The organism is Serratia sp. T13T92 (assembly GCF_047530105.1).
Taxonomy (GTDB): Bacteria; Pseudomonadota; Gammaproteobacteria; order Enterobacterales; family Enterobacteriaceae; genus Chania; species Chania fonticola.
Window position 1 is genome coordinate 1 of sequence record NZ_JBLJAK010000061.1, and the last position, 20,179, is coordinate 20,179.

15 protein-coding genes and 13 pseudogenes are annotated in these 20,179 nt (G+C 43.6%); 9 read left to right on the forward strand and 19 right to left on the reverse strand.

All coding sequences use genetic code 11. The annotated features are described in order from the left end of the window. From ACMV5I_RS27205 to ACMV5I_RS27220, 4 genes and pseudogenes are all read right to left on the reverse strand, one after another. A pseudogene (locus ACMV5I_RS27205) lies at positions 1 to 309 on the reverse strand (hypothetical protein); the annotation flags it as partial. Positions 310 to 356: 47 nt separating this feature from the next. Then, a pseudogene (locus tag ACMV5I_RS27210) lies at positions 357 to 473 on the reverse strand (IS30 family transposase); the annotation flags it as partial. A gap of 12 nt (positions 474 to 485) precedes the next feature. Next, complete coding sequence (locus tag ACMV5I_RS27215) at positions 486 to 1,370, reverse strand: LysR family transcriptional regulator (protein ID WP_414825721.1); 885 nt, start codon at positions 1,368 to 1,370, stop codon at positions 486 to 488. 772 nt (positions 1,371 to 2,142) lie between these two features. Beyond that, positions 2,143 to 2,568, reverse strand: a pseudogene (locus tag ACMV5I_RS27220) (transposase); the annotation flags it as partial. 235 nt (positions 2,569 to 2,803) lie between these two features. Between ACMV5I_RS27220 and ACMV5I_RS27225 the strand changes: the two are divergent. Beyond that, positions 2,804 to 3,089, forward strand: a pseudogene (locus tag ACMV5I_RS27225) (IS1 family transposase); the annotation flags it as partial. A 27-nt stretch (positions 3,090 to 3,116) separates the two neighbouring features. Here ACMV5I_RS27225 and ACMV5I_RS27230 read toward each other — a convergent pair. Both ACMV5I_RS27230 and ACMV5I_RS27235 read right to left on the reverse strand, forming a co-directional pair. Beyond that, positions 3,117 to 3,989 (reverse strand): LysR family transcriptional regulator, encoded by an 873-nt coding sequence (locus ACMV5I_RS27230; RefSeq protein ID WP_414825722.1) that lies wholly within the window; start codon positions 3,987 to 3,989, stop codon positions 3,117 to 3,119. A 118-nt stretch (positions 3,990 to 4,107) separates the two neighbouring features. Next, positions 4,108 to 4,899, reverse strand: a pseudogene (locus ACMV5I_RS27235) (IS3 family transposase); the annotation flags it as partial. A gap of 45 nt (positions 4,900 to 4,944) precedes the next feature. Here ACMV5I_RS27235 and ACMV5I_RS27240 point away from each other — a divergent pair. Beyond that, positions 4,945 to 5,313: pseudogene (locus tag ACMV5I_RS27240) on the forward strand (integrase core domain-containing protein); the annotation flags it as partial. 111 nt (positions 5,314 to 5,424) lie between these two features. On the opposite strand, the gene ACMV5I_RS27245 reads toward ACMV5I_RS27240, so the two are convergent. The 3 genes and pseudogenes from ACMV5I_RS27245 to ACMV5I_RS27255 all read right to left on the reverse strand — a co-directional run. Next, positions 5,425 to 5,751 carry a cupin domain-containing protein gene (locus ACMV5I_RS27245; RefSeq protein WP_414825723.1) on the reverse strand — a complete coding sequence of 109 codons (327 nt, stop codon included), beginning with the start codon at positions 5,749 to 5,751 and terminating at the stop codon, positions 5,425 to 5,427. Positions 5,752 to 6,168: 417 nt separating this feature from the next. Next, complete coding sequence (locus ACMV5I_RS27250) at positions 6,169 to 6,378, reverse strand: DUF1471 domain-containing protein (protein WP_414825724.1); 210 nt, start codon at positions 6,376 to 6,378, stop codon at positions 6,169 to 6,171. 442 nt (positions 6,379 to 6,820) lie between these two features. Continuing rightward, a pseudogene (locus ACMV5I_RS27255) lies at positions 6,821 to 7,543 on the reverse strand (IS5 family transposase); the annotation flags it as partial. A gap of 108 nt (positions 7,544 to 7,651) precedes the next feature. Between ACMV5I_RS27255 and ACMV5I_RS27260 the strand changes: the two are divergent. After that, positions 7,652 to 7,732, forward strand: a pseudogene (locus ACMV5I_RS27260) (IS1 family transposase); the annotation flags it as partial. A gap of 45 nt (positions 7,733 to 7,777) precedes the next feature. On the opposite strand, the gene ACMV5I_RS27265 reads toward ACMV5I_RS27260, so the two are convergent. Together ACMV5I_RS27265 and ACMV5I_RS27270 are read right to left on the reverse strand one after the other, a co-directional pair. Further along, positions 7,778 to 8,368 (reverse strand): helix-turn-helix domain-containing protein, encoded by a 591-nt coding sequence (locus tag ACMV5I_RS27265; protein ID WP_414825725.1) that lies wholly within the window; start codon positions 8,366 to 8,368, stop codon positions 7,778 to 7,780. 165 nt (positions 8,369 to 8,533) lie between these two features. Continuing rightward, positions 8,534 to 8,642, reverse strand: a pseudogene (locus tag ACMV5I_RS27270) (IS6 family transposase); the annotation flags it as partial. Between the two features lie 94 nt (positions 8,643 to 8,736). On the opposite strand from ACMV5I_RS27270, the pseudogene ACMV5I_RS27275 reads away from it, so the two are divergent. Next, positions 8,737 to 8,958: pseudogene (locus ACMV5I_RS27275) on the forward strand (transposase); the annotation flags it as partial. 89 nt (positions 8,959 to 9,047) lie between these two features. Beyond that, positions 9,048 to 9,200, forward strand: a complete 153-nt coding sequence (locus ACMV5I_RS27280) for a helix-turn-helix domain-containing protein (RefSeq protein ID WP_414825726.1) — start codon at positions 9,048 to 9,050, stop codon at positions 9,198 to 9,200. Here the strand turns inward: ACMV5I_RS27280 and ACMV5I_RS27285 are convergent. Next, positions 9,181 to 9,469: pseudogene (locus ACMV5I_RS27285) on the reverse strand (IS6 family transposase); the annotation flags it as partial. The gene ACMV5I_RS27280 and the pseudogene ACMV5I_RS27285 sit on opposite strands and share 20 nt — an antisense overlap. Before the next feature lie 91 nt (positions 9,470 to 9,560). Then, on the reverse strand, positions 9,561 to 11,060 hold the full coding sequence (locus ACMV5I_RS27290) for a SmvA family efflux MFS transporter (protein ID WP_414825727.1): 1,500 nt from the start codon (positions 11,058 to 11,060) through the stop codon (positions 9,561 to 9,563). Positions 11,061 to 11,205: 145 nt separating this feature from the next. On the opposite strand from ACMV5I_RS27290, the gene ACMV5I_RS27295 reads away from it, so the two are divergent. Further along, complete coding sequence (locus ACMV5I_RS27295) at positions 11,206 to 11,787, forward strand: TetR family transcriptional regulator (protein ID WP_414825728.1); 582 nt, start codon at positions 11,206 to 11,208, stop codon at positions 11,785 to 11,787. A gap of 55 nt (positions 11,788 to 11,842) precedes the next feature. Here ACMV5I_RS27295 and ACMV5I_RS27300 read toward each other — a convergent pair. Continuing rightward, a pseudogene (locus ACMV5I_RS27300) lies at positions 11,843 to 12,538 on the reverse strand (IS6 family transposase). A 1,026-nt stretch (positions 12,539 to 13,564) separates the two neighbouring features. On the opposite strand from ACMV5I_RS27300, the gene ACMV5I_RS27305 reads away from it, so the two are divergent. Beyond that, positions 13,565 to 14,260, forward strand: coding sequence for an IS6 family transposase (locus ACMV5I_RS27305; protein WP_414825729.1), 696 nt, complete (start codon positions 13,565 to 13,567; stop codon positions 14,258 to 14,260). Here ACMV5I_RS27305 and ACMV5I_RS27310 read toward each other — a convergent pair. The 3 genes from ACMV5I_RS27310 to ACMV5I_RS27320 form a co-directional block, all read right to left on the reverse strand. Then, positions 14,225 to 14,749 carry a DUF4158 domain-containing protein gene (locus ACMV5I_RS27310; RefSeq protein ID WP_414825735.1) on the reverse strand — a complete coding sequence of 175 codons (525 nt, stop codon included), beginning with the start codon at positions 14,747 to 14,749 and terminating at the stop codon, positions 14,225 to 14,227. The genes ACMV5I_RS27305 and ACMV5I_RS27310 overlap by 36 nt on opposite strands. A gap of 399 nt (positions 14,750 to 15,148) precedes the next feature. Continuing rightward, complete coding sequence (locus tag ACMV5I_RS27315; protein ID WP_414825730.1) at positions 15,149 to 15,697, reverse strand: flavin reductase family protein; 549 nt, start codon at positions 15,695 to 15,697, stop codon at positions 15,149 to 15,151. Positions 15,698 to 15,713: 16 nt separating this feature from the next. Next, the gene (locus ACMV5I_RS27320; protein WP_414825731.1) at positions 15,714 to 16,949 is read right to left on the reverse strand and encodes a styrene monooxygenase/indole monooxygenase family protein; all 1,236 of its coding nucleotides are present in this window, start codon (positions 16,947 to 16,949) and stop codon (positions 15,714 to 15,716) included. Between the two features lie 685 nt (positions 16,950 to 17,634). Between ACMV5I_RS27320 and ACMV5I_RS27325 the strand changes: the two are divergent. Beyond that, a pseudogene (locus ACMV5I_RS27325) lies at positions 17,635 to 17,991 on the forward strand (IS1 family transposase); the annotation flags it as partial. A gap of 492 nt (positions 17,992 to 18,483) precedes the next feature. Here ACMV5I_RS27325 and ACMV5I_RS27330 read toward each other — a convergent pair. Continuing rightward, a complete protein-coding gene (locus ACMV5I_RS27330; RefSeq protein ID WP_414825732.1) occupies positions 18,484 to 18,750 on the reverse strand; it encodes a DUF1471 domain-containing protein in 267 nt (88 codons plus the stop codon). Positions 18,751 to 18,880: 130 nt separating this feature from the next. Further along, positions 18,881 to 19,489, reverse strand: coding sequence for a short chain dehydrogenase (locus ACMV5I_RS27335; protein ID WP_414825733.1), 609 nt, complete (start codon positions 19,487 to 19,489; stop codon positions 18,881 to 18,883). A gap of 398 nt (positions 19,490 to 19,887) precedes the next feature. Here ACMV5I_RS27335 and ACMV5I_RS27340 point away from each other — a divergent pair. After that, a partial coding sequence (locus ACMV5I_RS27340; RefSeq protein ID WP_414825734.1) for a transposase zinc-binding domain-containing protein occupies positions 19,888 to 20,179 on the forward strand: 292 nt, incomplete at its 3' end.

Here is a 20,179-nt window from a genome sequence, read left to right on the forward strand (position 1 = left end):
GGCCTGAATGGCCGACTCATCAAGCCAGAATGTCAGTGAGCCCCGATGGATGAGCGCCTTGTTGTAGGTAGCCCAGTTGGTGATTTTGAACTTTTGTTTTGCCACGTGATATCGCTGCAGGATCAGGAGTGTGGTGAGCCGCGCTTCGGCGGGCCACTGTTCACTGTTTTTCTCTGCACCGGGCACCGGTTTCCCCTCTGATTTAGCCTGATTGAGCCAATTATAGAGAGTAGCTTCCGATATCCCTTCCATCTGTGCAACAGCCGCGACAAGAATGTATGGATAGCCATAAACGCAACGCGACTCCAACCAAAACTGCTTGATTTGTAGATTAAATCTGTCAACGCGACACCCCTTTAAATTATCTCTTTCAGTGTTTTGAACTTTAGTGTCTTTCTCGGTCTGTTGTTTAGCTGAGTTGCAACCTGATCCAGCTCATGTTGAGTATATTGGGCAAGGCATGTCTTTTTGGGTTACGTTAAGGATTAATTTCCAATCAGTTTGAATAGTTTGTCTGTTAACCATTTACGCTGTGGGTTCCCTGTACTCTTTCTGTGCCATGCCGCTGAGACATCAAACTGTATGACATCCCCCCGTAGTCTTAACTCCCGAAAATCTCCACGAGCACCAATTGCCGATGGAATAAAAGCGATAACATCGTTAAATGACATAAATGCACTGAGGGTGGAGTAAAAAGGTAATGTAGCGATCACGCTATTTTTAGAACCGTTTCCCTCAAAAAATTTACTGAAAATATCTCCAATATTTATTGTGCTAAAGGAGAACTCTACTGCTGGAAAAGAAGTTATCGGTTTGCTGTTCGCTATCAGATTAGGTATCTCAGAATCATGCCGCACGACACAACAATAATTTTCCCGCATCAACTTTTTTCTGACCAGACCTGCGTCAATATGATCGGCAAAACCGATAACAAGATCAGCATCACCACTTGCAAGCGTTTCAACATGGGTTTTAAAGTTAAAATCTTTCACATTTATGCTGATTTTTGGTGCTTCCTTATGAATTTCTCTGAGCAGTTCAGGAATGATTATCAACTGCGCATATTCATTAGCGATAATGGAAAGTTGTATTTTACTGTCATGAGGGTAGAATGGTCTTTGAAGTAACAGATTGTCTACGTCATCAATAATTTTTTCGAATTTTTCAGCCAGTTCAATAGCATAGTCGGTTGCTTCCAGACCCGCACTCTTGCGAAGAAAAAGCTCTGAAGGAAAAAAACTGCGCAATCTCTTCAGGTAGGCACTGATCGCCTGCTGAGACATGCCTACCGTATGAGCCACTTTAGACACATTTTTCTCCCGGACAAGCAGCAAAAAGATACGCATGTGTTTGATATCTATTGAATCCATTTTTTATTACATCTCGTGCAATTGATTAAACATGTAAAAATCATCACTCATAGATTATTGTTCCACAGAATTTTAATAGCCATGGAAACTATTTTTAGTTCGCGCCACCACCTCTTTCTCAACAGTCATCAGTAACGTCAGGAATGAGGCGGAGCGCAGCGTAGTGAGCACCGAACACTCATGACGTTACAGTGGGATCCAATCGCGTCTTCTTAAGGAAATTTGACGGTGTATCAGCATCCAGAATTTGCGTTCACATCGCCAGAATCGGCGCTTCCACTGTTCACGCGAGACCAGAATATGCAATTAGACCATTACACCGATGATACACGGTGATGGTAACTAACATTCGCTCCCATTTATCGAGTCTTGATAACATATAATACACTCTGAGGCATTAAAAATCAACCACGCACGATTAATTAAACATGTTCGCATTATCTATTACCTGAAAAAGGGGGTCTAAGCCGGAACCGCCTATAAGGACATCCCTCAATAGTCAATACCGATTCTTATGCGTAACATATCCGTTAATATAGTTAAAAGATTGCGGACAGCGAGTCTATGAACGGTCATAAATGCAGCACGCCAATTCTGGCTGGCTACGGACCCTGATGAAAGACGCACGCCTGAGACTCCATTCGAAATGCGGACATCAATCTTTTGGATAATCTGTCCTGGCGGTTCCACGAGTACCCTCTGGCGTAGGTCCTAACCTTTAACTCATCAACAGTTACTTATCACGCGGTGGTATTATTCATTTTAATCAGTACTATACTGGAGTTCTGAATTCATCCTGCAGGTGCAACATTGCCCAACACATACGCGCATTTTTTGCCACTATGGCGACCAGTGCACGGCCATAACCTCGACGTTCCCGTATTTGCAAAGCCCAGCGACTGACAGGATCGTTTTTCCCTACCGCACTTGCCAGTAATGCTCTGGCTCCAAGAACCAGCAGTTTGCGCAAATAAGAGTCACCTTCCTTAGTGATCCTCCCTAGTTTCGTCCTTCCACCGGAGCTATTCTGCCTGGGTACTAACCCCAAGCATGCACTAAACTGACGTCCGTTTTTAAAATCATGCCCATTGCCGATGCTGGCGACAATAGCAGTGGCTGTTGCTGGCCCTATACCTCGTAACTGCATCAATCGTTGAGCCAGTGTGTCATCTTTGGCCAGTTCGTTGATGCCGTTTTCATGCGCCAGTTTTGATATCGACACGCCGGGTTCACAGGAAGCTACAGCGAGCCGCTGCTTAAATTCGGGAGAGTAATTAGGGCAGCCCTTTCGCCTGCCGGGATTCACATTTTTCTGCATATCTGACACTTTGGTGTCCACCATTATTTGGTAGGCACCAAAGTGTCGAATACATCAGATTATGACCAGACGGTTCACGCTGTAGGCTTACCCACATTACGTGGGTAGGATCAGAGTACTGGCCTATACATTTGGTCCCAGTATGCATGAAACCGTCCGTGAACTACTGGCTCTTTAAAATCGGAATGATAAACAGCGATGACTGGTGGAGTTATGCCAGAGAAGTGCCGAAGGATAAGCATCTCACAGGAAAAATATTCACTCAGCGTATTGAGCACAACTGCATTACACTGAGTACACGCATCAAAAGACTCACGCGTAAAACGATCTGGTTCTCACGCTCTGTTGAACAGCATGAAACAGCCACTGGTTCCATTATAGATAAATATATAGTCTACTAATGGGAGGCATTACCGCACAGTGCAACGTTACGTTAAGGATTTATTTCCAATCAGTTTGAATAGTTTGCCTGTTAACCATTTACGCTGTGGGTTCCCTGCACTCTTTCTGTGCCATGCCGCTGAGACATCAAACTGTATGACATCCCCCCGCAGTCTTAACTCCCGAAAATCTCCAAGCGCACCAATTGCCGATGGAATAAAAGCGATAACATCGTTAAATGACATAAATGCACTGAGGGTGGTGTAACACGGTAATGTAGCGATAACGCTATTTTTAGAACCGTTTTCCTTAAAGAAATTACTGACAATTTCTTCAATATTTCCTGTACTAAGGGAGAACTCTACTGCTGGAAAAGAAGATATCGGTTTGCTGTTCGCTATCAGATTAGGTATCTCAGAATCATGTCGCACGACACAACAATAATGTTCCCGCATCAACTTTTTTCTGACCAGACCTGCGTCAATATGATCGGCAAAACCAATAACAAGATCAGCATCGCCACTTGCAAGCGCTTCAACATGGGTTTTAAAGTTAAAATCTTTCACATTTATGCTGATTTTTGGTGCTTCCTTATGAATTTCTCTGAGCAGTTCCGGAATGATTGTCAACTGCGCATATTCATTAGCCATAATGGAAAGTTGTATTTTACTGTCATGAGGGTAGAATGGTCTTTGAAGTAACAGATCGTCTACGTCATCAATGATTTTTTCGAATTTTTCAGCCAGTTCAATAGCATAGTCTGTTGCTTCCAGACCCGCATTCTTGCGAAGAAAAAGCTCTGAAGGAAAAAAACTGCGCAATCTCTTCAGATAGGCACTGATCGCCTGCTGGGACATACCTACCGTATGAGCCACTTTAGACACATTTTTCTCCCGGACAAGCAGCAGAAAGATACGCATGTGTTTGATATCTATTGAATCCATTTTTTATTACATCTCGTGCAATTGATTAATCATGTAAATATTATCACTCATCGATTATTATTTCACGGTGTATGAACGTAGCACGCTTTGGGCGTACAACGACATTATTACTATCCAAGTGATGGATAGTTCCGGACGGGCGCCGGGCCCATAGTGCCTGCTACAGCGCATCCAGCACGAACGTTGTTTTCATTGACGGCGAGACCCGCCAGCACACAATAACACAGGCGAACAAATCAATGATGAACGCCACATAGGCGAAGCCCTGCCAGGTGCTGACGTACGTAAAATCTTCACACCAAAGCTGATTGGGGCGCTCCGCCACGAACTGGCGGTTTACACGCTTCAGCCTTACGGCTGACGGTGGTACGCACCTTTTACCCCGCAGCACACCGGCGAAACCCATAGTCTTCATCAACCGTGCCACCGTGCATCTGGCCACGCTGAAGCTCTCACGCTGCAACTGGAGCCAGACTTTATGAATGCCATAGACACCGTAGTTTTCGTCATACACCTGCTGTATTTCCCGTTTCAGTTGGTCGTCACGGCGGTCACGCTGACTACGTTTCTCCGGATTCTGGATGTACCGGCAATATGTCGACTGGGCAATATTCAGCTCATGGCATACCGGTCCGACCCAGTGGCTACTGCCGAGTGCATCCAGCTCTTTAAGCCGCTGCCGTTCAGCCACCATCACCCACGGCATTATTGCGCTCATGCTGTCGTATCCAGGCTCTGAGGGTGTCGGGGCTAAAACCTATCTTTGGGACGATAGAATTTATGGCAGCCTGTTCAGAGCGATATTTACTCCGCTGTTCCAGCAGCATTCGGACAGCACGTTCACACGCAGCTCTGGTGGGTAACGGTTTGCTCGTTTGGATGTCATTTCGGGTCTCCTTTCACTGAGAGTTTAGTCTCCCGAAAACCCGGTACGGTTCAGTATGTGATGCTGAAGTGGGTGGAAAAACGCTTCTGTAGTGCGCTGCCGGATAAACCCTTGCAATTGCTTACGGATAATGGTTCAGCGTATACAGTGCATGAAACACGGAAGTTCGCCAGAGAACTGAATCTGGAACCCTGTACAACAGCGGTGAGCACTCCGCAGAGTAACGCCATGGCAGAACAGTTCGTGAAGATGATGAAGGAAGATTACATCGCGTTCATGCCGAAACCCGATATGCGAGCAGCGAAACAGAACCTTGCGGCAGCGTTCAATCATTACATTGAAAACCATCCGCATAGTGCGCTGGGATACAACTCCCCAAGGGAATATCGGCGCCAACGGGTCTCGTTAGCTTAAGATACAAAAAAAGTCCTCCCAATAAAATAAATTCAATATATGTCTTCATATGTTTGGTGATTTATTGAAAATGATTAGCCTCAACACATATCCTCAAAGTTTTTTTTCATTTTATGTTTTTGAACGAGGAAGTAAAAAAATAAATTCAAGTTTTGTATGAGCTAACAAATGATGCGTTGTATGAGCTGGTATGTAAAATATATCACCTGTTGATACATAGTAAGTACTTTGGTTGCTCATGTTATCCTTATCTTCATCAACTATAAAAACCTGGCCATCGCCAGATAGAATGATATACCACTTCTCCCCCTCACTGTGGGAGTGCATAATTTCCTTCTCCCCCTGCAACATTTGTGAACCAAAACTGTAAAAACTTTGACTGGAAGCAAGTTTAAAAATACATAGGCCTGTTGCAGACGCCACTTGTGTTTTTTTCATTTCTACTAAAAAATTCTTTATCATAGTGATTTTTATATACTGGTTTGATTGGACATTAATGTTAGCATGAGTCTTATATCTTATTTAAAGTATTTTCTCTTTTTACCAAGTGCAATCATGGTTTATAATCCGCCAAGTATTAATATGTATGTGATGCATTAAGTCTGAATAATATTTTTTCGGACTAACCATATTAAAGGTTTTTTTATAGACACCCACGGTCAAGATTGATAATTATATCTTTTATTTAACCATTATAAAATATGGCGCCAAACCTTTCATTAAACTTAACAGAAAAACCATATACTGAATATTCAAGCAGTAGCATATCTACTCTATAAGATAACTAATGTTGTATCTTATTTAAAATCAACAAGTGTATCATCTTGCTTTTAAACCATACAAACATATGCGGGGTTATTTTATAAGCTTAGCAGTGATATGCACATAGTTGCCGTAGAAAGTACCAATGATTTTATAAGAAGCATTATTTTTTTTAGCAATTTTTGATATTTTTGTTTCAGCTTCATCTAGCGTCAAAGCGCTAGCAGAAATGGTTTTAGCAAAACCACTAAAACAGGATAAGGATAGGACTGATACAATGGCAATTTTTTTAAATGATTTCATAGGTTTCCATAATGTATTGTTAATTTCAAAAACTCATTTTTGCCAGCTTGAATGATGAATGTAAAAAATTAAAAAAGTAGCTCTTCAGTTAAAAATAACGCTCTAGGTATTTTTAAGCATGACATTTAACATATGGTAAATGTCAGATTTACCAATAAATATAAATTAACGAAAAAAAACGGTCAATTCAATATTATAGCACTCTTGCAACCAGAAAATCACGTATAACTTACTCAAGCTTTTTCATGGCATTAAGTTATACAACATCATCAACTGACTTCATCTTAACCATTTAACGATACAATTCATACAATTTTTATATTGTATGAGATACAAAGTTTTGATATTTTAAGTGCCAATGTAAACGTATGCAATAATTTGCTTGCTAAAAAAATTATTACCTCGTCGCTATCAGTATATCCGCAGTTAACTTGAATGACCCGCTCCCCGTAAGCCGATGCCTCACGACGGCCTGATTTCGTTCGACATATTCCACTGGCCAGTAACCTGCGGGAGTTCGCGGTGGGAATGGGGCTGGGCTTGATTTTCTTGCGGCGCAGTTCATCATGGCACTGTTTTGTATCATAAGCTCCATCGGCTGAAGCGACCTTGCTTTTCCGGTGGGTCTGGCGGATAAGTCCCGGTAATGCCTCTCCATCGGTCACGTTGTTCAGTGACAGGTCATAACCTCGTGAGTATCGGCGTCCACAGCAAGGTGCAGTTTTCGCCAGATGCGGCGCTTTTCCTTACCGTGCATTTTCACCTTCTACACGCCTTCACCGAAGACTTTTAAGCCGGTGGAGTCGATAACTAGATGGGCAATCTCGCCGCGCGTGGGGTTCTTGAAAGGTATACTCACGGACTTGGCTCGCCTGCTGACGCAGGAATAATCCGGGCAACGAAGCGGGAGCTTCATTAACGTAAAAATGGAACCAATGAATCCCTGAGCGGCACGCAGCGTGAGGCGAAAGACGCGTTTAAGCATCAGTACGGTGGAAATAGCCAGTTCAGAATAACGTTGCGGACGACCACGCGAAGAAGTTTTTGGCTCGTCATACCAGTCCTGGATGGCCTGTTCATCAAGCCAGAATGTCAGCGAACCGCGATTGACGAGAGCATTGTTGTAGGCAGCCCAGTTAGTGATCTTGAAATTTTGCTTTGCCACGGGGAAACGCTCCAGGATCAGGAGTATGGTGATCTGATCCTGATTGCAGTCAGAAGTTCGCTTTATCAACACAGCCTCCCATGGTTCGTGGGCAGGGCTACCCCTCTAAAAGAAATCTGCTTCTCGCGGTTGATAGAGTTGCATGAGAAGGTCATCGGGGCTCTCATCGAAAATTACATACTCTACTAATTGGAGTCATTACAAAAGAAACTTTTAAATAGCATTTCATAAGAATTAGAAACTCTTAGGGACTTTATTCATCTCTAGCAACTTACCTCTTTTCGTTTTTATATACCCACCTTTCTCAAGCTCCCTCAAAATATTATAAACGGAACTTCTGGACACTTTGTTCCTTTCGGTCACATAGCCGAATATTGATGTATTTTTCTTTTCGGCATCGTCAAGTAAACTTATATCCTCTAGGCATTTTTTTATACAATCATAAACTGAGGTACTGATAACACCTTCATCTCTAATTTGGTAAATTTCAATTAATTTCGCGCAAATCTCAGTAATAATTTCGGGTGAAACGTTTTTATAAAAAACATCAAAATCAACCAATTTTAATAAGCTACTACTCAATGGCTTGATGTATAATCTTCCCTTATTTGAAATAGACTCATGAACACCAAAAACAAACGGAGCTTTTATCTTACTAACAATCATATCGTCAGTAATGCGCTTTAAAAATACGCTACCACTTAAAAGTAGTATTACTTTATTTTTTCCACCTTGGACATAGTGCGTGGGTATTTTATCCGTATTAAAATATTGCTCACCACCAAGATCTTTTTGAAAAACTATTGGTAATTTTTTAGATAACATACTTTCAAAATACCCGTTCTAATTTTCACAATACATTCATTATTAGCAAAATCCAAACAACCAGTCAAGACTGATTGTTTGGATTTTGCTAATTCAACATCATTTCAGTCGGTAGCACTGTTTCATTAGCGTAGGCCGATTATCAAAAGTTTCGCTGCCGTTTTTTTAGGCACTCAACAGATAAAATTGTTCCGCTGGTGACAATCCGTTGCCAGCAGGATGTTGAAACAGGCCTTTACCTATTACCTATCATGTGGATTAACTCGATGCCTGCTTACAACGTATGAGCTCGGCTTTGTTGAATAAATCGAACTTTTGGCCGTAGTCAGGATCAGATCACCACACTCCTCATCCTGCAGCGATATCACGTGGCAAAACAAAAGTTCAAAATCACCAACTGGGCTACCTACAACAAGGCACTCATCCATCGGGGCTCACTGACTTTCTGGCTTGATGAGTCGGCCATTCAGGCCTGGTCCAACACGTCTTCACGGGGTCGTCCTCAACGTTATTCTGAGCTCGCTATTTCTACCGTACTGATGCTCAAACGCGTTTTTCGCCTCACGCTGCGCGCCGCACAGGGATTTATTGCCCCATTCCCAGTTGAAATGCAACAAAGTGACCCACTGGCTAGACCCGGATAAAATCACCGTTCTGGCCCTACTGGAGATCCCTTTGCATGCAGGGAAAACATCTGACTCAGAAAGAGCGGTTCTACATCGAAAAACGTCGTGATGATGGGGGTAATCAGGCCACCATTGCCAGGGAGCTTCAGCTTCCGCGCTCTACCATCAGCCGGGAACTCAGACGCAATACTTCCACTGTCCGTTGAATTTGATGTAGGTTTCATCCATACGCCACCACCGACCTACTGTGCGCTTGTGTCGGCGAAAAACCTTATCTAACAACGGTGCCAGGCGGATAACCCAACGATACAGCGTGGAGTGGCAATACTCAGTGGTCAACGAAAATACCGCGCTCTGCCATCATCTCTTCGAGGTTACGCAGGCTCAGGGCATAAGCGAGATACCAGCTAACACACTGAGCGATAACATCAGTGGGATAATGCAGGCGACAGAAGGCATTTCGGATGAGAGACATGGGCAGGCAACATCTTAAAAAAAACAGCATGTTACCTGAAGATACCTTAATGCGGCAGAACCCATGAACCTGTATGTGCGGATTCTTAGTCTTATACCTTTTCAACAACGAAAACTTTTCGGGGCATGATGCGCCAAATGACGCCAGACAACAAAAGCAACATAGCACCAGCAGAACCAAGAACCAGACTGTGTGAGCTAGTGAAGGCGACTTTCGCGGCCTTCATAAGTTGATTACCGATGTTGTTATCGAGGCTTTGTGCAACCTGAACGGTTTCACTGATAGACGCACGGGCTTGTGATACCAGTTCCATCGATAATTCACCTGGCAAGACGATGGTGGCAGCATAGGTACCCGACAGCATGAGACCAAAGACCGCCACCCCGAGTCCCGCGCCTAATTCATAGGCCATACCTTCCAATGCACCAGCGGCACCAGCCTTTTCCTTCGGTACAGAGGTCATTATAGCCGCTGTTGAGGCAAGCATTGAAGCTTCAACGCTGAATCCTAAGAGCACCATGCCCGTCCACGCCAAATAAATTTGATGCGTAAAATCGGTAAATGCCAGAATGAAGAAACTCACGGCACTGAGGAATATCCCCAGAGTTGCGACCACTCGAAGACCAAATGCGGTAACTAACCTGCCAGCAATTGGACCACAAACGCCACTGGCTATCATAAGCGGTAAAAGAAATAAACCAGCTTCAAACGGTGTTTTGCCGAGCACAAACTGTAATTCCTGTGTCAACAACAACTCAAAACCGACCAGAGCAATCATCGCGGTCAATGCCATGGCAATACCGACAGCAATCACGCGTTGGGTTATTAACCGAACATCAATCATAGGCGCCGCAGCACGCAGTTGGTGACGCACGAAGAAAATGAGCAGGCTGCTGCCCATGATTGCAATCATCAGAGTCACATACGCAGCGGATGCACCACGTATGCCACTTTTAGCTGCATAGATCAGCAAAAGAATAGCCGAAATGAGCACCAATGCTTGCCTGATCTGCCACGTCTTTTCCGGCCGTAAAGGTTGCTTGGGCATCACAAAAACTGTGGCAACCAGCACGATGGCCACAATTGGCAGATTGATTAGAAATACAGAACCCCAGTAGAAGTACTCCATCAACCATCCACCAACTAGGGGTCCCATAGCCGCGCCAGCGGTTCCAACCGCGCTCCAGATCCCCAAAGCAAAATTTCGCTCTCGCTCTTGAGTAAAAGTATGACGCAATGCTGAGAGCGTAGCAGGCAGGATCATGGCGGCCCCAACAGCAAGAAAAGCACGAGCAGCAACCAGAGCCGTGACTGAAGGAGCTAGTGCAGCAGCCAGAGAGGCCAGGGCAAACAGGCTTGAGCCGAGCAGTGCCAGGCGTTTGAATCCGATCCGATCGCCAAGCGCCCCCATTGGAAGTAAAAGACCAGCCATCACCAGTGAATAGATATCAATGATCCATAGCAGTTGTTCCCCTGTTGCTGACAGGGCGACACCGAGCCGTGGTGCAGCCACATGCAGAACTGTCGCGTCGATAGACACGGGGAGATACATTAAAATAATGACGTTAAGTATTAACCATTTTTGTGACATGTTGTTATACCGAATAGAGCGAAAAAATTCTTGAACACCCGTTCAATACGCGTTCATTTTGATTAAGATACAAATTAATTGAACATGTGTCCAACTAATTCTATACTAGATAGTAAATAGCATTGATGAAAGAAAGCGAGACGAAATGAGCTACCTCAAACGCGAAGAACGTCATGCTGCAATTTTGGAGGCAGCAATGCGTGTGACTCTAGCGGAAGGAGTTGTTGCTACTACCGTCAGACGTATAGCGGCAGAGGCGGGGATAGCAGTCGGTCAGGTGAATCATCATTTTCCCTCGGCAACACACCTACGCGCACAGGCTTTTTTGCAATTAGCTAAGCAATCGCTATCTTCGTTTGCTGTTGTCAGCAAGAACTACTCAGCTGTTGAGCGGTTACAGAGAGTGTTGGGATATCCATTGGATGATAAGGGCATGCGGGAGACATATTTATGGAATGAAATGATGCTGCTAGCTGAGCGCGACCCTATTATGAGTGAGGCTTATTCTACTGCAATATCCGATTGGCACCAGGCGACAGCAAAAGTGATTGCCGAAGGCAGGGATGAGAAAACCTTTCGTTCTAGCGCCAACGCTGATGATATCGCTTGGCGTTTGATCGGACTGGTATGCGGATTGGACGGTTTACTGTCATTTGATAGTGCAGGCTTTCCCAAGTCAGAAATCATGCGTCATTTATCTTCTGCGATTAAACTGGAGTTACTGTGACAGGTTCGGTCGCATTAACGGGCACAGGCCAGCCAAAGTTGGTGTTGCCGATTATTTAGGCAGCCAACAGATAAAATTGTTCCGCAGGTGACAGTCCTTCACGTTCCGGATGCTGATAGTGTCCTTTGCGTATCATGTGGGTCAATTCGATGCCCGCCAAAAGCGCCTGTGCCCGTCGAAACGATATGAATCCCAGCATCGGTCTTATCCGGCGTTTGATATTGCGGTGATCTTGCTCAACCAGATTGTTTAGGTACTTACTTTGCCTGACTGTAATCGTTTCCTCATCGGGTTTGTCGGCGTTGAGCGTGGCCAAAGCCGCTGTGTTGGCCACACTTTTATCGATAGTGACCCCCTCAGGTTCGCCGTGATGGCGAATAGCCTTGCGGAAGAAGCGCAATGCAGCGGCGGCATCCCGTTTGGCAGTGAGCAGAAAGTCGATTGTCTGGCCTGATGAGTCAACAGCCCGGTACAGAGACTTCCACTGACCGTTGATTTTGATGTAGGTTTCATCCATTCACCCTCGACGCCCCACCGAACGCTTATGCCGGCGGAAGGCCTTGTCCAACAGCGGCACCAGACGGATAACCCAGCGATGCAGTGTGGAATGGTCAACAGCAATGCCGCGTTCAGCCATCATTTCCTCGAGATTGCGCAAGCTAAGAGCATAAGCCAGATATCAACGAACACATTGCGCGATGATATCGATGGGATAATGCAAGCGTTTAAAGGCATTTCTGAACAGAGACATTAATAGGCAACATTACAAAAAAACAGCATATTACCTCACGCCGCTAACGCGACAGAGCCACATAATGTCGGTAGAATCAACAACTTCCTTAAAGACGATTTAGTCAGCACTACGCCGTGCTCGCATCGGTGATGCGCTAAGTTAAGCAACATTTATTTAATCATTCTTGACTAATTAAATAAATGTTGCTATCATTTAAAATGAAATATAAAATAAAAAACTCATCATGTGATTTTTCGAAAAAATCTATTTATGAGCTCCGTCATAAAAAATTACCCTAGCTAGGGAGGGAGATATTTTAATCTTTAAATTCCGTTCATTATCAAAGCTGCACTGGCGATGCGATTACATAGGAAAATAAAACCAATACCTACAGGTAATTGCTTATATTTAATTGAGTTGTTAGTACGCAGTAAATTACCAAGCGTTAATAATCATATAAGCCAGCCAGGCTTTATTTATATAAATTTCCGAGGGGTTAGTGTGAGAAAAATTGATAAAAAAAGTACAATAACCAAAAATTTTAACAGTGGATGTCTATTTGCACTCATTTTTTGCGCTACTTTTTGGATTGTTAATTTTATTATTCTGTCACTATATTTATAAGTTACCAATGAATTTTTATTTATGCTTTGAGGGTAACGCAGATTAACCTAAATAAAAAATTAACCTTGGTGAATATATACTTAAAATGATGAACTTGGTTATTTATTACCAAGCCCGCATTACATCCATAGGGCGATTAAAATGCTTAAATTAATTATCCTGGCGTTATTATTATATAAAAGCACGTCAATTATTGATTGTTTACAATGTACAAGAATGTAACATCTTTGATGATTGCGTATTACCACTCAGAGAGATCGCCTAATAACGCCGTTTTTCAAGGTAGCTGTCGCTTAATGTAATTAAATTACATTAAGCCGCCTCTTTTTCCGGGTTAAGGTAAACTTCCGGAATATAGGGCTCTGTCGCGTTAAGGCGGCGTCAGGTAATATGCTGTTTTTTTTGTAATGTTGCCTATTAATGTCTCTGATCAGAAATGCCTTTAAACGCTTGCATTATCCCATCGATATCATCGCGCAATGTGTTCGTTGGTATCTGGCTTATGCCCTTAGCTTGCGCAATTTCGAGGAAATGATGGCTGAACGCGGCATTGCTGTTGACCATTCCACACTTCATCGCTGGGTTATCCGTCTGGTGCCGCTGTTGGACAAAGCCTTCCGCCGGCATAAACGTTTGGTGGGGCGTCGATGGCGAATGGATGAAACCTACATCAAAATCAACGGTCAGTGGAAGTCTCTGTACCGGGCTGTTGACACATCAGGCCAGACAATCGACTTTCTGCTCACTGCCAAACGGGATGCCGCCGCCGCATTGCGCTTCTTCCGCAAGGCCATACGTCATCATGGCGAACCTGAGGGGGTCACTATCGATAAAAGTGGGGCCAACACAGCGGCTTTGGCCACGCTCAACGCCGACAAACCCGATGAGGAAACGATTACAGTCAGGAAAAGTAAGTACCTAAACAATCTGGTTGAGCAAGATCACCGCAATATCAAACGCCGGATAAGAGCGATGCTGGGATTCAAATCGTTTCGACGGGCACAGGGGCTTTTGGCGGGCATCGAATTGATCCACATGATACGCAAAGGACAATATCAGCATCCGGAAAGTGAGGTATTGTCACCTGCGGAACAATTTTATCTGTTGGCTGCCTAAATAATCGGCAACACCAACTTTGGCTGGCCTGTGCCCGTTAATGCGACAGAACCCTATTCGCTGGGTACGATACCAGTCGAAAGCAACATCCCGACCGTGACGGGCCAGAGGATCTAACGGTAACGCCTCATGGCATAACCAATGGAAAAGTTGTTTCAGATCTGCGCCAGTAGACGGTCGATATCCTAAAAAATCCCGAATTGCCCGTCGATGCCTTTGCACCTGGCGGGAACAGGGATCGTATGAAGCAATAGCGTCGATGGGAACAGATAATTGTTTGGCTAATGCCTGAGCAACATCAGTATTAATTTGTCTGTTATCTTCAGGGAATCGGTCATATAACTCTATGAATTTCAGTTGGATAGGAAAATACATACGACCTGTATCAGTCATTCCTGGCAACAGAGCTAATTGTTCAGCATTTAATAACCAAAGATCTCTCTGTTCGACCTCATCTTGCCAATTTTCCATAAAATCACTCCGTTGCAGGTCTCATCATGAGGCACCTTAGTTGGCGATTTTATAATCACATCTGAGAAATTTCAGTGATGGAGACCAAATGTCGTCAAATCGCAGCTTCGCTCCCACTGGGCCTTTATTGAGAAATACATGCTCTACTAATTGGAGACATTACCCAACAAAACCCTTCCAGAGCGGTATCGGGAAGTTTGAAATTCCTAGACGTGAACAATATTACCGGTTGGCTGCCTTAAAAAAGGCAGCGCAAATTTTTATAATCGAACTACGCTAATGCAACAGAAAACCAAATTGAAAGTGATTCGTCATCATATGATATAATCAAAAATAATCATATTTGCAAAGAAAATTTTGCAAAACCGAGAAAGCATGCTTTCGGACGGCTTACTAATACTACATAACCATACTGATTCAGCTATGCTTGTTCTGCAACGAGGTGAAGCTACCTGCGTGAAAAATAAGTGGTGTCGAAGGTTGATGGTTTGTGCCTACTATCCTACCAATCACTAGCATATGATCACCAATATCACTACAGGCATAGTTTTCACAGATTAGTGTGGTCAGAGCCCCTTTTATTACAGGTAAACCCTCAGTTACATATTCAATTTGCACCCCAGAAAATTTATCAATAATACTCTGCGTAGCGAATCTAATAGCCAACTCCTGCTGTTCAATTGACAGAATATTGATAGCGAAATGTGAACAATTTCTAAAAGCCTCAAGATTACTTGAGTAATTAACTAGACTCCATAAAATTAGTGGTGGTTCCAGTGAAAGAGATGCAAAAGAATTGATTGTAAGGCCTACATGAGTACCATCTTCTTTACGCATAGTCACTATAGCAACACCTGTTGGATAAGTACCCAACAAATTACGAAGATTTTTAGTAAGAAGCTCTTCCCTTCCATAATCTGAGGTATCCACGGATTTTTTATTTATTTTTGTAGTAAATTTTAGCACATCAGTTCCTTTATAATTAATAAACAATATTTTTATGTTCCAAAATTAATCTATCACATTCTTCTGCATCATCCCACCAAGGGTAGAAATTAGGTGGGTTATTAAAACCATTAGTTATTATGCTAGCTAAAGATGGTAATTCTGCGGCAGCAGTCAATAGATTTAGTACATGTGGTGGAGGCGGTGTCAGTAGTGAGTTAGTCCATTTAACTACCCAATATGCATACTTCCAGAACAGCTCAAAGGTCTGTTCCATCCATTCACGTGAGTATACTTGATCACCGCGATCGAAAATAGAATCCAAATAAATCTTACTAGCCTTAATTGCATTGTTAGAGCCTTGTCCTGTAATAGGGTCATTAGTCACAAGAGCATCACCTAGACCAAAGACCATACGGCCAGAAGGTAGTGTAAGTACTGGCTTACGTACGCTCGGAGTGAAAGAACCTGAAAGGAAACCTTTACTGTCTGTTAACTCAATATTGTAGGCACGCTCTGCTTCCAATGGTAAATAATTATCAAGGAAAGCCTTGCTAGCTGCCAGATGTTCTTGAGGAGTTCGAATGTCTTTCCAGACATCCAATGGCCCGCCAGGAATACCTTCAAATACCATAATATCACAGGGACCGCTCAATGTTAGAGCGGGGAAAACGAAGTATTCGCCAACACCTGGAAGCAGATTGAATGAAATGGATGGAAAACTAGAAGGTTCCAAACCATGAACATAAGTAAGAGCCAGCGAACGTTGCGGCTTTTCAAAGTATGAACGTGCTCTGTCGAGTTCGAACAAGTTAACTATATCTCCTTTACCTGCAGCCAGGATCACGAGATCATTCTCTTTTGTAAGTATCTCCAACTCTTCAATTCCAACATCTTGAATAATAACTTGACCGCCACGTGCAGAAAATTTTTCTAGCCAAGCAGGCATCTTTATGCGTTGGTCAACAGCCTGAGCTGGATTTGACAGTGGAGAACTCCAGTCAATTAGCTTTACACTATTTTTTTTTGGATCAACCACACTAAAACTTATACCTTCTATGTCTGGACAGACGCTACTCCAGTCATTAATTTTTAATTCTCTTTCGATCTGCAGTGACGGTTCAAACATACACTGACTAGACATAACCTTGCCGTTACGAATATCATCAGGTGTTCGGTTAGAAACAATAGTTACGTCATATCCTTTATCCAACAGTCCAAAGGCGAGTGGAAGTCCCGCCTGCCCTCCACCTACAATAGCAATTCGACGCATAGTAGTTATCTCCATTTTTAAATTTAAATTAAATTCATATGAAAAACACTTCTCAGCATTAAATATGAAATACACATCACTCAAGAATGTTTATTACTTTTTCTTGCATATTTAATGATGATTTAAATCACCCCGTTGAATAAAAATTTTTTTACAAAATAAACACCACTCAAAAAACATAAGTTGGTGGTTGTTTTTACAAAGTCACCCCTTGTGTACCTTGGATAAAACACCATAAGTGAATTATAAATTTTTAATCTCATTTTAAATAAAACACCAAAGCGTCATTTTAAAGTTTAACTATTTATCGCAATCCAATTTTAGAGTTTCAATTATCCTAATGGGTAAGTGACAATCAGTAATAAAGCTCACCTCAGCGAACAATACAGTTATATTAAATTAAATTAATTACAAGTCACAATAACATTTAATATATCAAATAAAAATATTTGATAAATATCATGTAAATACTAATGATTATTTTTTTTAATTTAAGTTTATATGAACTGTATAAGATAAAAGAAAAAATGGTAATGCATGCAATTAGAACGTAGCGCCCCTTCGGTGCGAGCACTGCAGCGTTGCTGCCTAAAACGTCTTTAAGACCCAGCCTCACATCAACGTCGGTGCAGGCTGATCGCCCCAGCACTAATACCCGCATAAAATGAGCACGTCTGCGACGTGAGTTGGCAGTAAAGCCCAGCAGCACTGGCTCTGGTACGCGTACAACACCAAAACAGGCAGTGTACTGGCCTACACTTTCGGTCCCCGAACCGATGAAACCTGCCGGGTGCTACTGGCACTGCTTACACCATTCAACATCGGCATGATCACCAGCGACGACTGAGGCAGCTATGGCCGGGAGGTGCCGAAGGATAAGCATCTGACCGGCAAAATATTCACCCAACGCATTGAGCGTAATAACCTGAAGCTCCGCACCCGCATTAAGCGATTGGCTCGTAAAACAATCTGCTTCTCACGCTCAGTTGAGATCCACGAAAAAGTGATCGGAGCGTTTATCGAAAAACACATGTTCTACTAATTGGATGCACTACCCACTTTGATATAGGTCTCGTCCATCTTCCAGCTGCGCCCCACGGGGGTCTTCCTTTTCTGAAAGAGTGCTCAAGTTTAGGCGCATGCACGGTTGGATGGTCTACCTCAGCCCCACGCTCTTCCAGTAGCTCTTCAATATGACGATAACTGAGCGGGTAGGCAAACTACCACCTGACGGCCATCAAAATGAGGTCTTTGGGGAAGTGGTGGCCTTTAAAACTGAGCATTATTCAACCTCAACTCGCACTGATTGGTCGGCAGTATAATATCAATTTCGTATTCCACAGAGCACTGCCATATCCCCCTAGCTGAAGCAGAAAAAGCATATTACGCTTCCATCGGGAAAAAGGATCTGGCAGCCTGAGTTCCCGGACTTAACTCTCTCCCACAAAACCGGTACGGTTCAGATGGGCTGCGTAAGCAGCCTGTCTGAGCAAGCAATAAAGTTTACATACAAAATTAAATATGTATGGTGGTATTAATGTTTTGTATCTGATGGGGGAGTTTTCGTCGTTTCCGGTTCATTAGTTGACAAATTAGTCGTCAGAGTGGCTGACATATGGACATGATTCCCATAATGAGCACCAGTAATTTTGTATTCAGAGTTTTTTGCATGTGCTTGCATAGCAATAATATTTTCAGCTTCATTAAGTGTTAGTGCAGAGGCGGTAATGCTTTCAGCATGCACATTTGCTAGCGGCATAAAAAACGTAGTTAATAAGGTCAATTTTTTATAAAAATTCATATGTATTCCAAGATGAACAATAAGTAATATAGCTACTGTTAATAGACTTATGAGGCTATAACTTCAAAGCAGGGATCAGGTAGCCTGCTATTAGATAACGATCTGATTAATTAGAGCGTTTCCAGTCAGATCAGGCATCAACAAAAATAACCTGCCCGGTAATAAAACCATCAACGGAACGTTCAAACGCCTTGCCAACCAGAGTGCCTGGCACAGGCTGGAAGCCCGGCATCATATCCCCATACACGTCCCATGCCTCTTCAAGTACTGTAGGGTTAATAACATTGATCCGAATACTGCGCGGCAGTTCGTGTGCAACGCATCGGACGAAGGTGTCAATTGCTCCGCTGGTAGTTGCATCCGCAATAGCCATTGGAATGGGTTTGACGTTCAGAATACCTGAAATCAGGGTAAATGAGCCACCATCATTAATAAATTCCAGCCCCACTTTGACTAGATTGATTTGCCCAATCATCTTACTCTGGACAGTAGCATCCCATTGTTCGTCCGTCATGTCAGTAAAGTCAGCATACTCACAGTAACCCACCGTATTTACCACTGCATCAAACGGACCGACTTTTTCAAATAAAGCCTTCAGTGATTTTTTGTCAGTAATGTCTACCTGATAGTCAGTGCCATTCCCAGAGCGACTGGCGGTAATTACATGGTGCTTTTGCAGACCGGTCAGAGCTGCCTGTCCCATCTTTCCCTGAGCACCAATCAAAATAACTTTTTTCATTTCACACCTCAATTAAGGAGATTCATATTCGACGAGTGAAATAATAATCGAGGATTGATACAATTTATATACTACATCTATTGCATTAGATACAATTAAAAATTAAATTAATATATATCATGCACATGCGCATCTTTCTGCTGCTTGTCCGGGCGAAAAATGTGTCGAAAGTGGCAGAACGTAGCGCCCCTTCGGGGCGAGCACGGCAGCGTTGCTGCCTCAACCGTCTTTAAGCCCCCTACCTCACATCAACGTCGGTGCCGCCTGATCGCCCCCGCGCTGATATCCGCATAAATTAGCACGCCTGCGACGTGAGCACGCTGACGCCGAGGCCCTTTTCCCATTACCTGCCACCCTCTATACTCTGCACAATGTACATTCCGCGACCCACAAAGCTGTTGTTCCAGCATAACGACGGCTGGAGCCAGTATCTGGATAAACATGGCGACACCCTCAGCGACTGGACCAAACTCGCCGTCGAGCGCATGCTCGCCTGCGGTACTTGCCTCATGGGCGTTCGCCGTTATTGCTGTGCCTCGCCGAACTGCACACACTCACGCTTTTTCTGCCAGAGCTGCAAGTCCAAGGCCTGCAGCAGTTGCGGCTTCAAGGCCACCGAGCAGTGGATTGCCGAGCAGCAGCACATCCTGCCCGACTGCGACTGGCAACACATCACGTTTACCATGCCCC

What these genes read in the sequence shown, in the direction of transcription:
- ACMV5I_RS27320 (WP_414825731.1), bottom strand. Translation starts at nt 16,949, where the DNA reads ATGCGTCGAATTGCTATTGTAGGTGGAGGGCAGGCGGGACTTCCACTC.
- ACMV5I_RS27305 (WP_414825729.1), top strand. Translation starts at nt 13,565, where the DNA reads ATGTCTCTGATCAGAAATGCCTTTAAACGCTTGCATTATCCCATCGAT.
- ACMV5I_RS27295 (WP_414825728.1), top strand. Translation starts at nt 11,206, where the DNA reads ATGAGCTACCTCAAACGCGAAGAACGTCATGCTGCAATTTTGGAGGCA.
- ACMV5I_RS27215 (WP_414825721.1), bottom strand. Translation starts at nt 1,370, where the DNA reads ATGGATTCAATAGATATCAAACACATGCGTATCTTTTTGCTGCTTGTC.
- ACMV5I_RS27330 (WP_414825732.1), bottom strand. Translation starts at nt 18,750, where the DNA reads ATGAATTTTTATAAAAAATTGACCTTATTAACTACGTTTTTTATGCCG.
- ACMV5I_RS27335 (WP_414825733.1), bottom strand. Translation starts at nt 19,489, where the DNA reads ATGAAAAAAGTTATTTTGATTGGTGCTCAGGGAAAGATGGGACAGGCA.
- ACMV5I_RS27290 (WP_414825727.1), bottom strand. Translation starts at nt 11,060, where the DNA reads ATGTCACAAAAATGGTTAATACTTAACGTCATTATTTTAATGTATCTC.
- ACMV5I_RS27230 (WP_414825722.1), bottom strand. Translation starts at nt 3,989, where the DNA reads ATGCGTATCTTTCTGCTGCTTGTCCGGGAGAAAAATGTGTCTAAAGTG.
- ACMV5I_RS27265 (WP_414825725.1), bottom strand. Translation starts at nt 8,368, where the DNA reads ATGTTATCTAAAAAATTACCAATAGTTTTTCAAAAAGATCTTGGTGGT.
- ACMV5I_RS27280 (WP_414825726.1), top strand. Translation starts at nt 9,048, where the DNA reads ATGCAGGGAAAACATCTGACTCAGAAAGAGCGGTTCTACATCGAAAAA.
- ACMV5I_RS27245 (WP_414825723.1), bottom strand. Translation starts at nt 5,751, where the DNA reads ATGAAAAAAACACAAGTGGCGTCTGCAACAGGCCTATGTATTTTTAAA.
- ACMV5I_RS27250 (WP_414825724.1), bottom strand. Translation starts at nt 6,378, where the DNA reads ATGAAATCATTTAAAAAAATTGCCATTGTATCAGTCCTATCCTTATCC.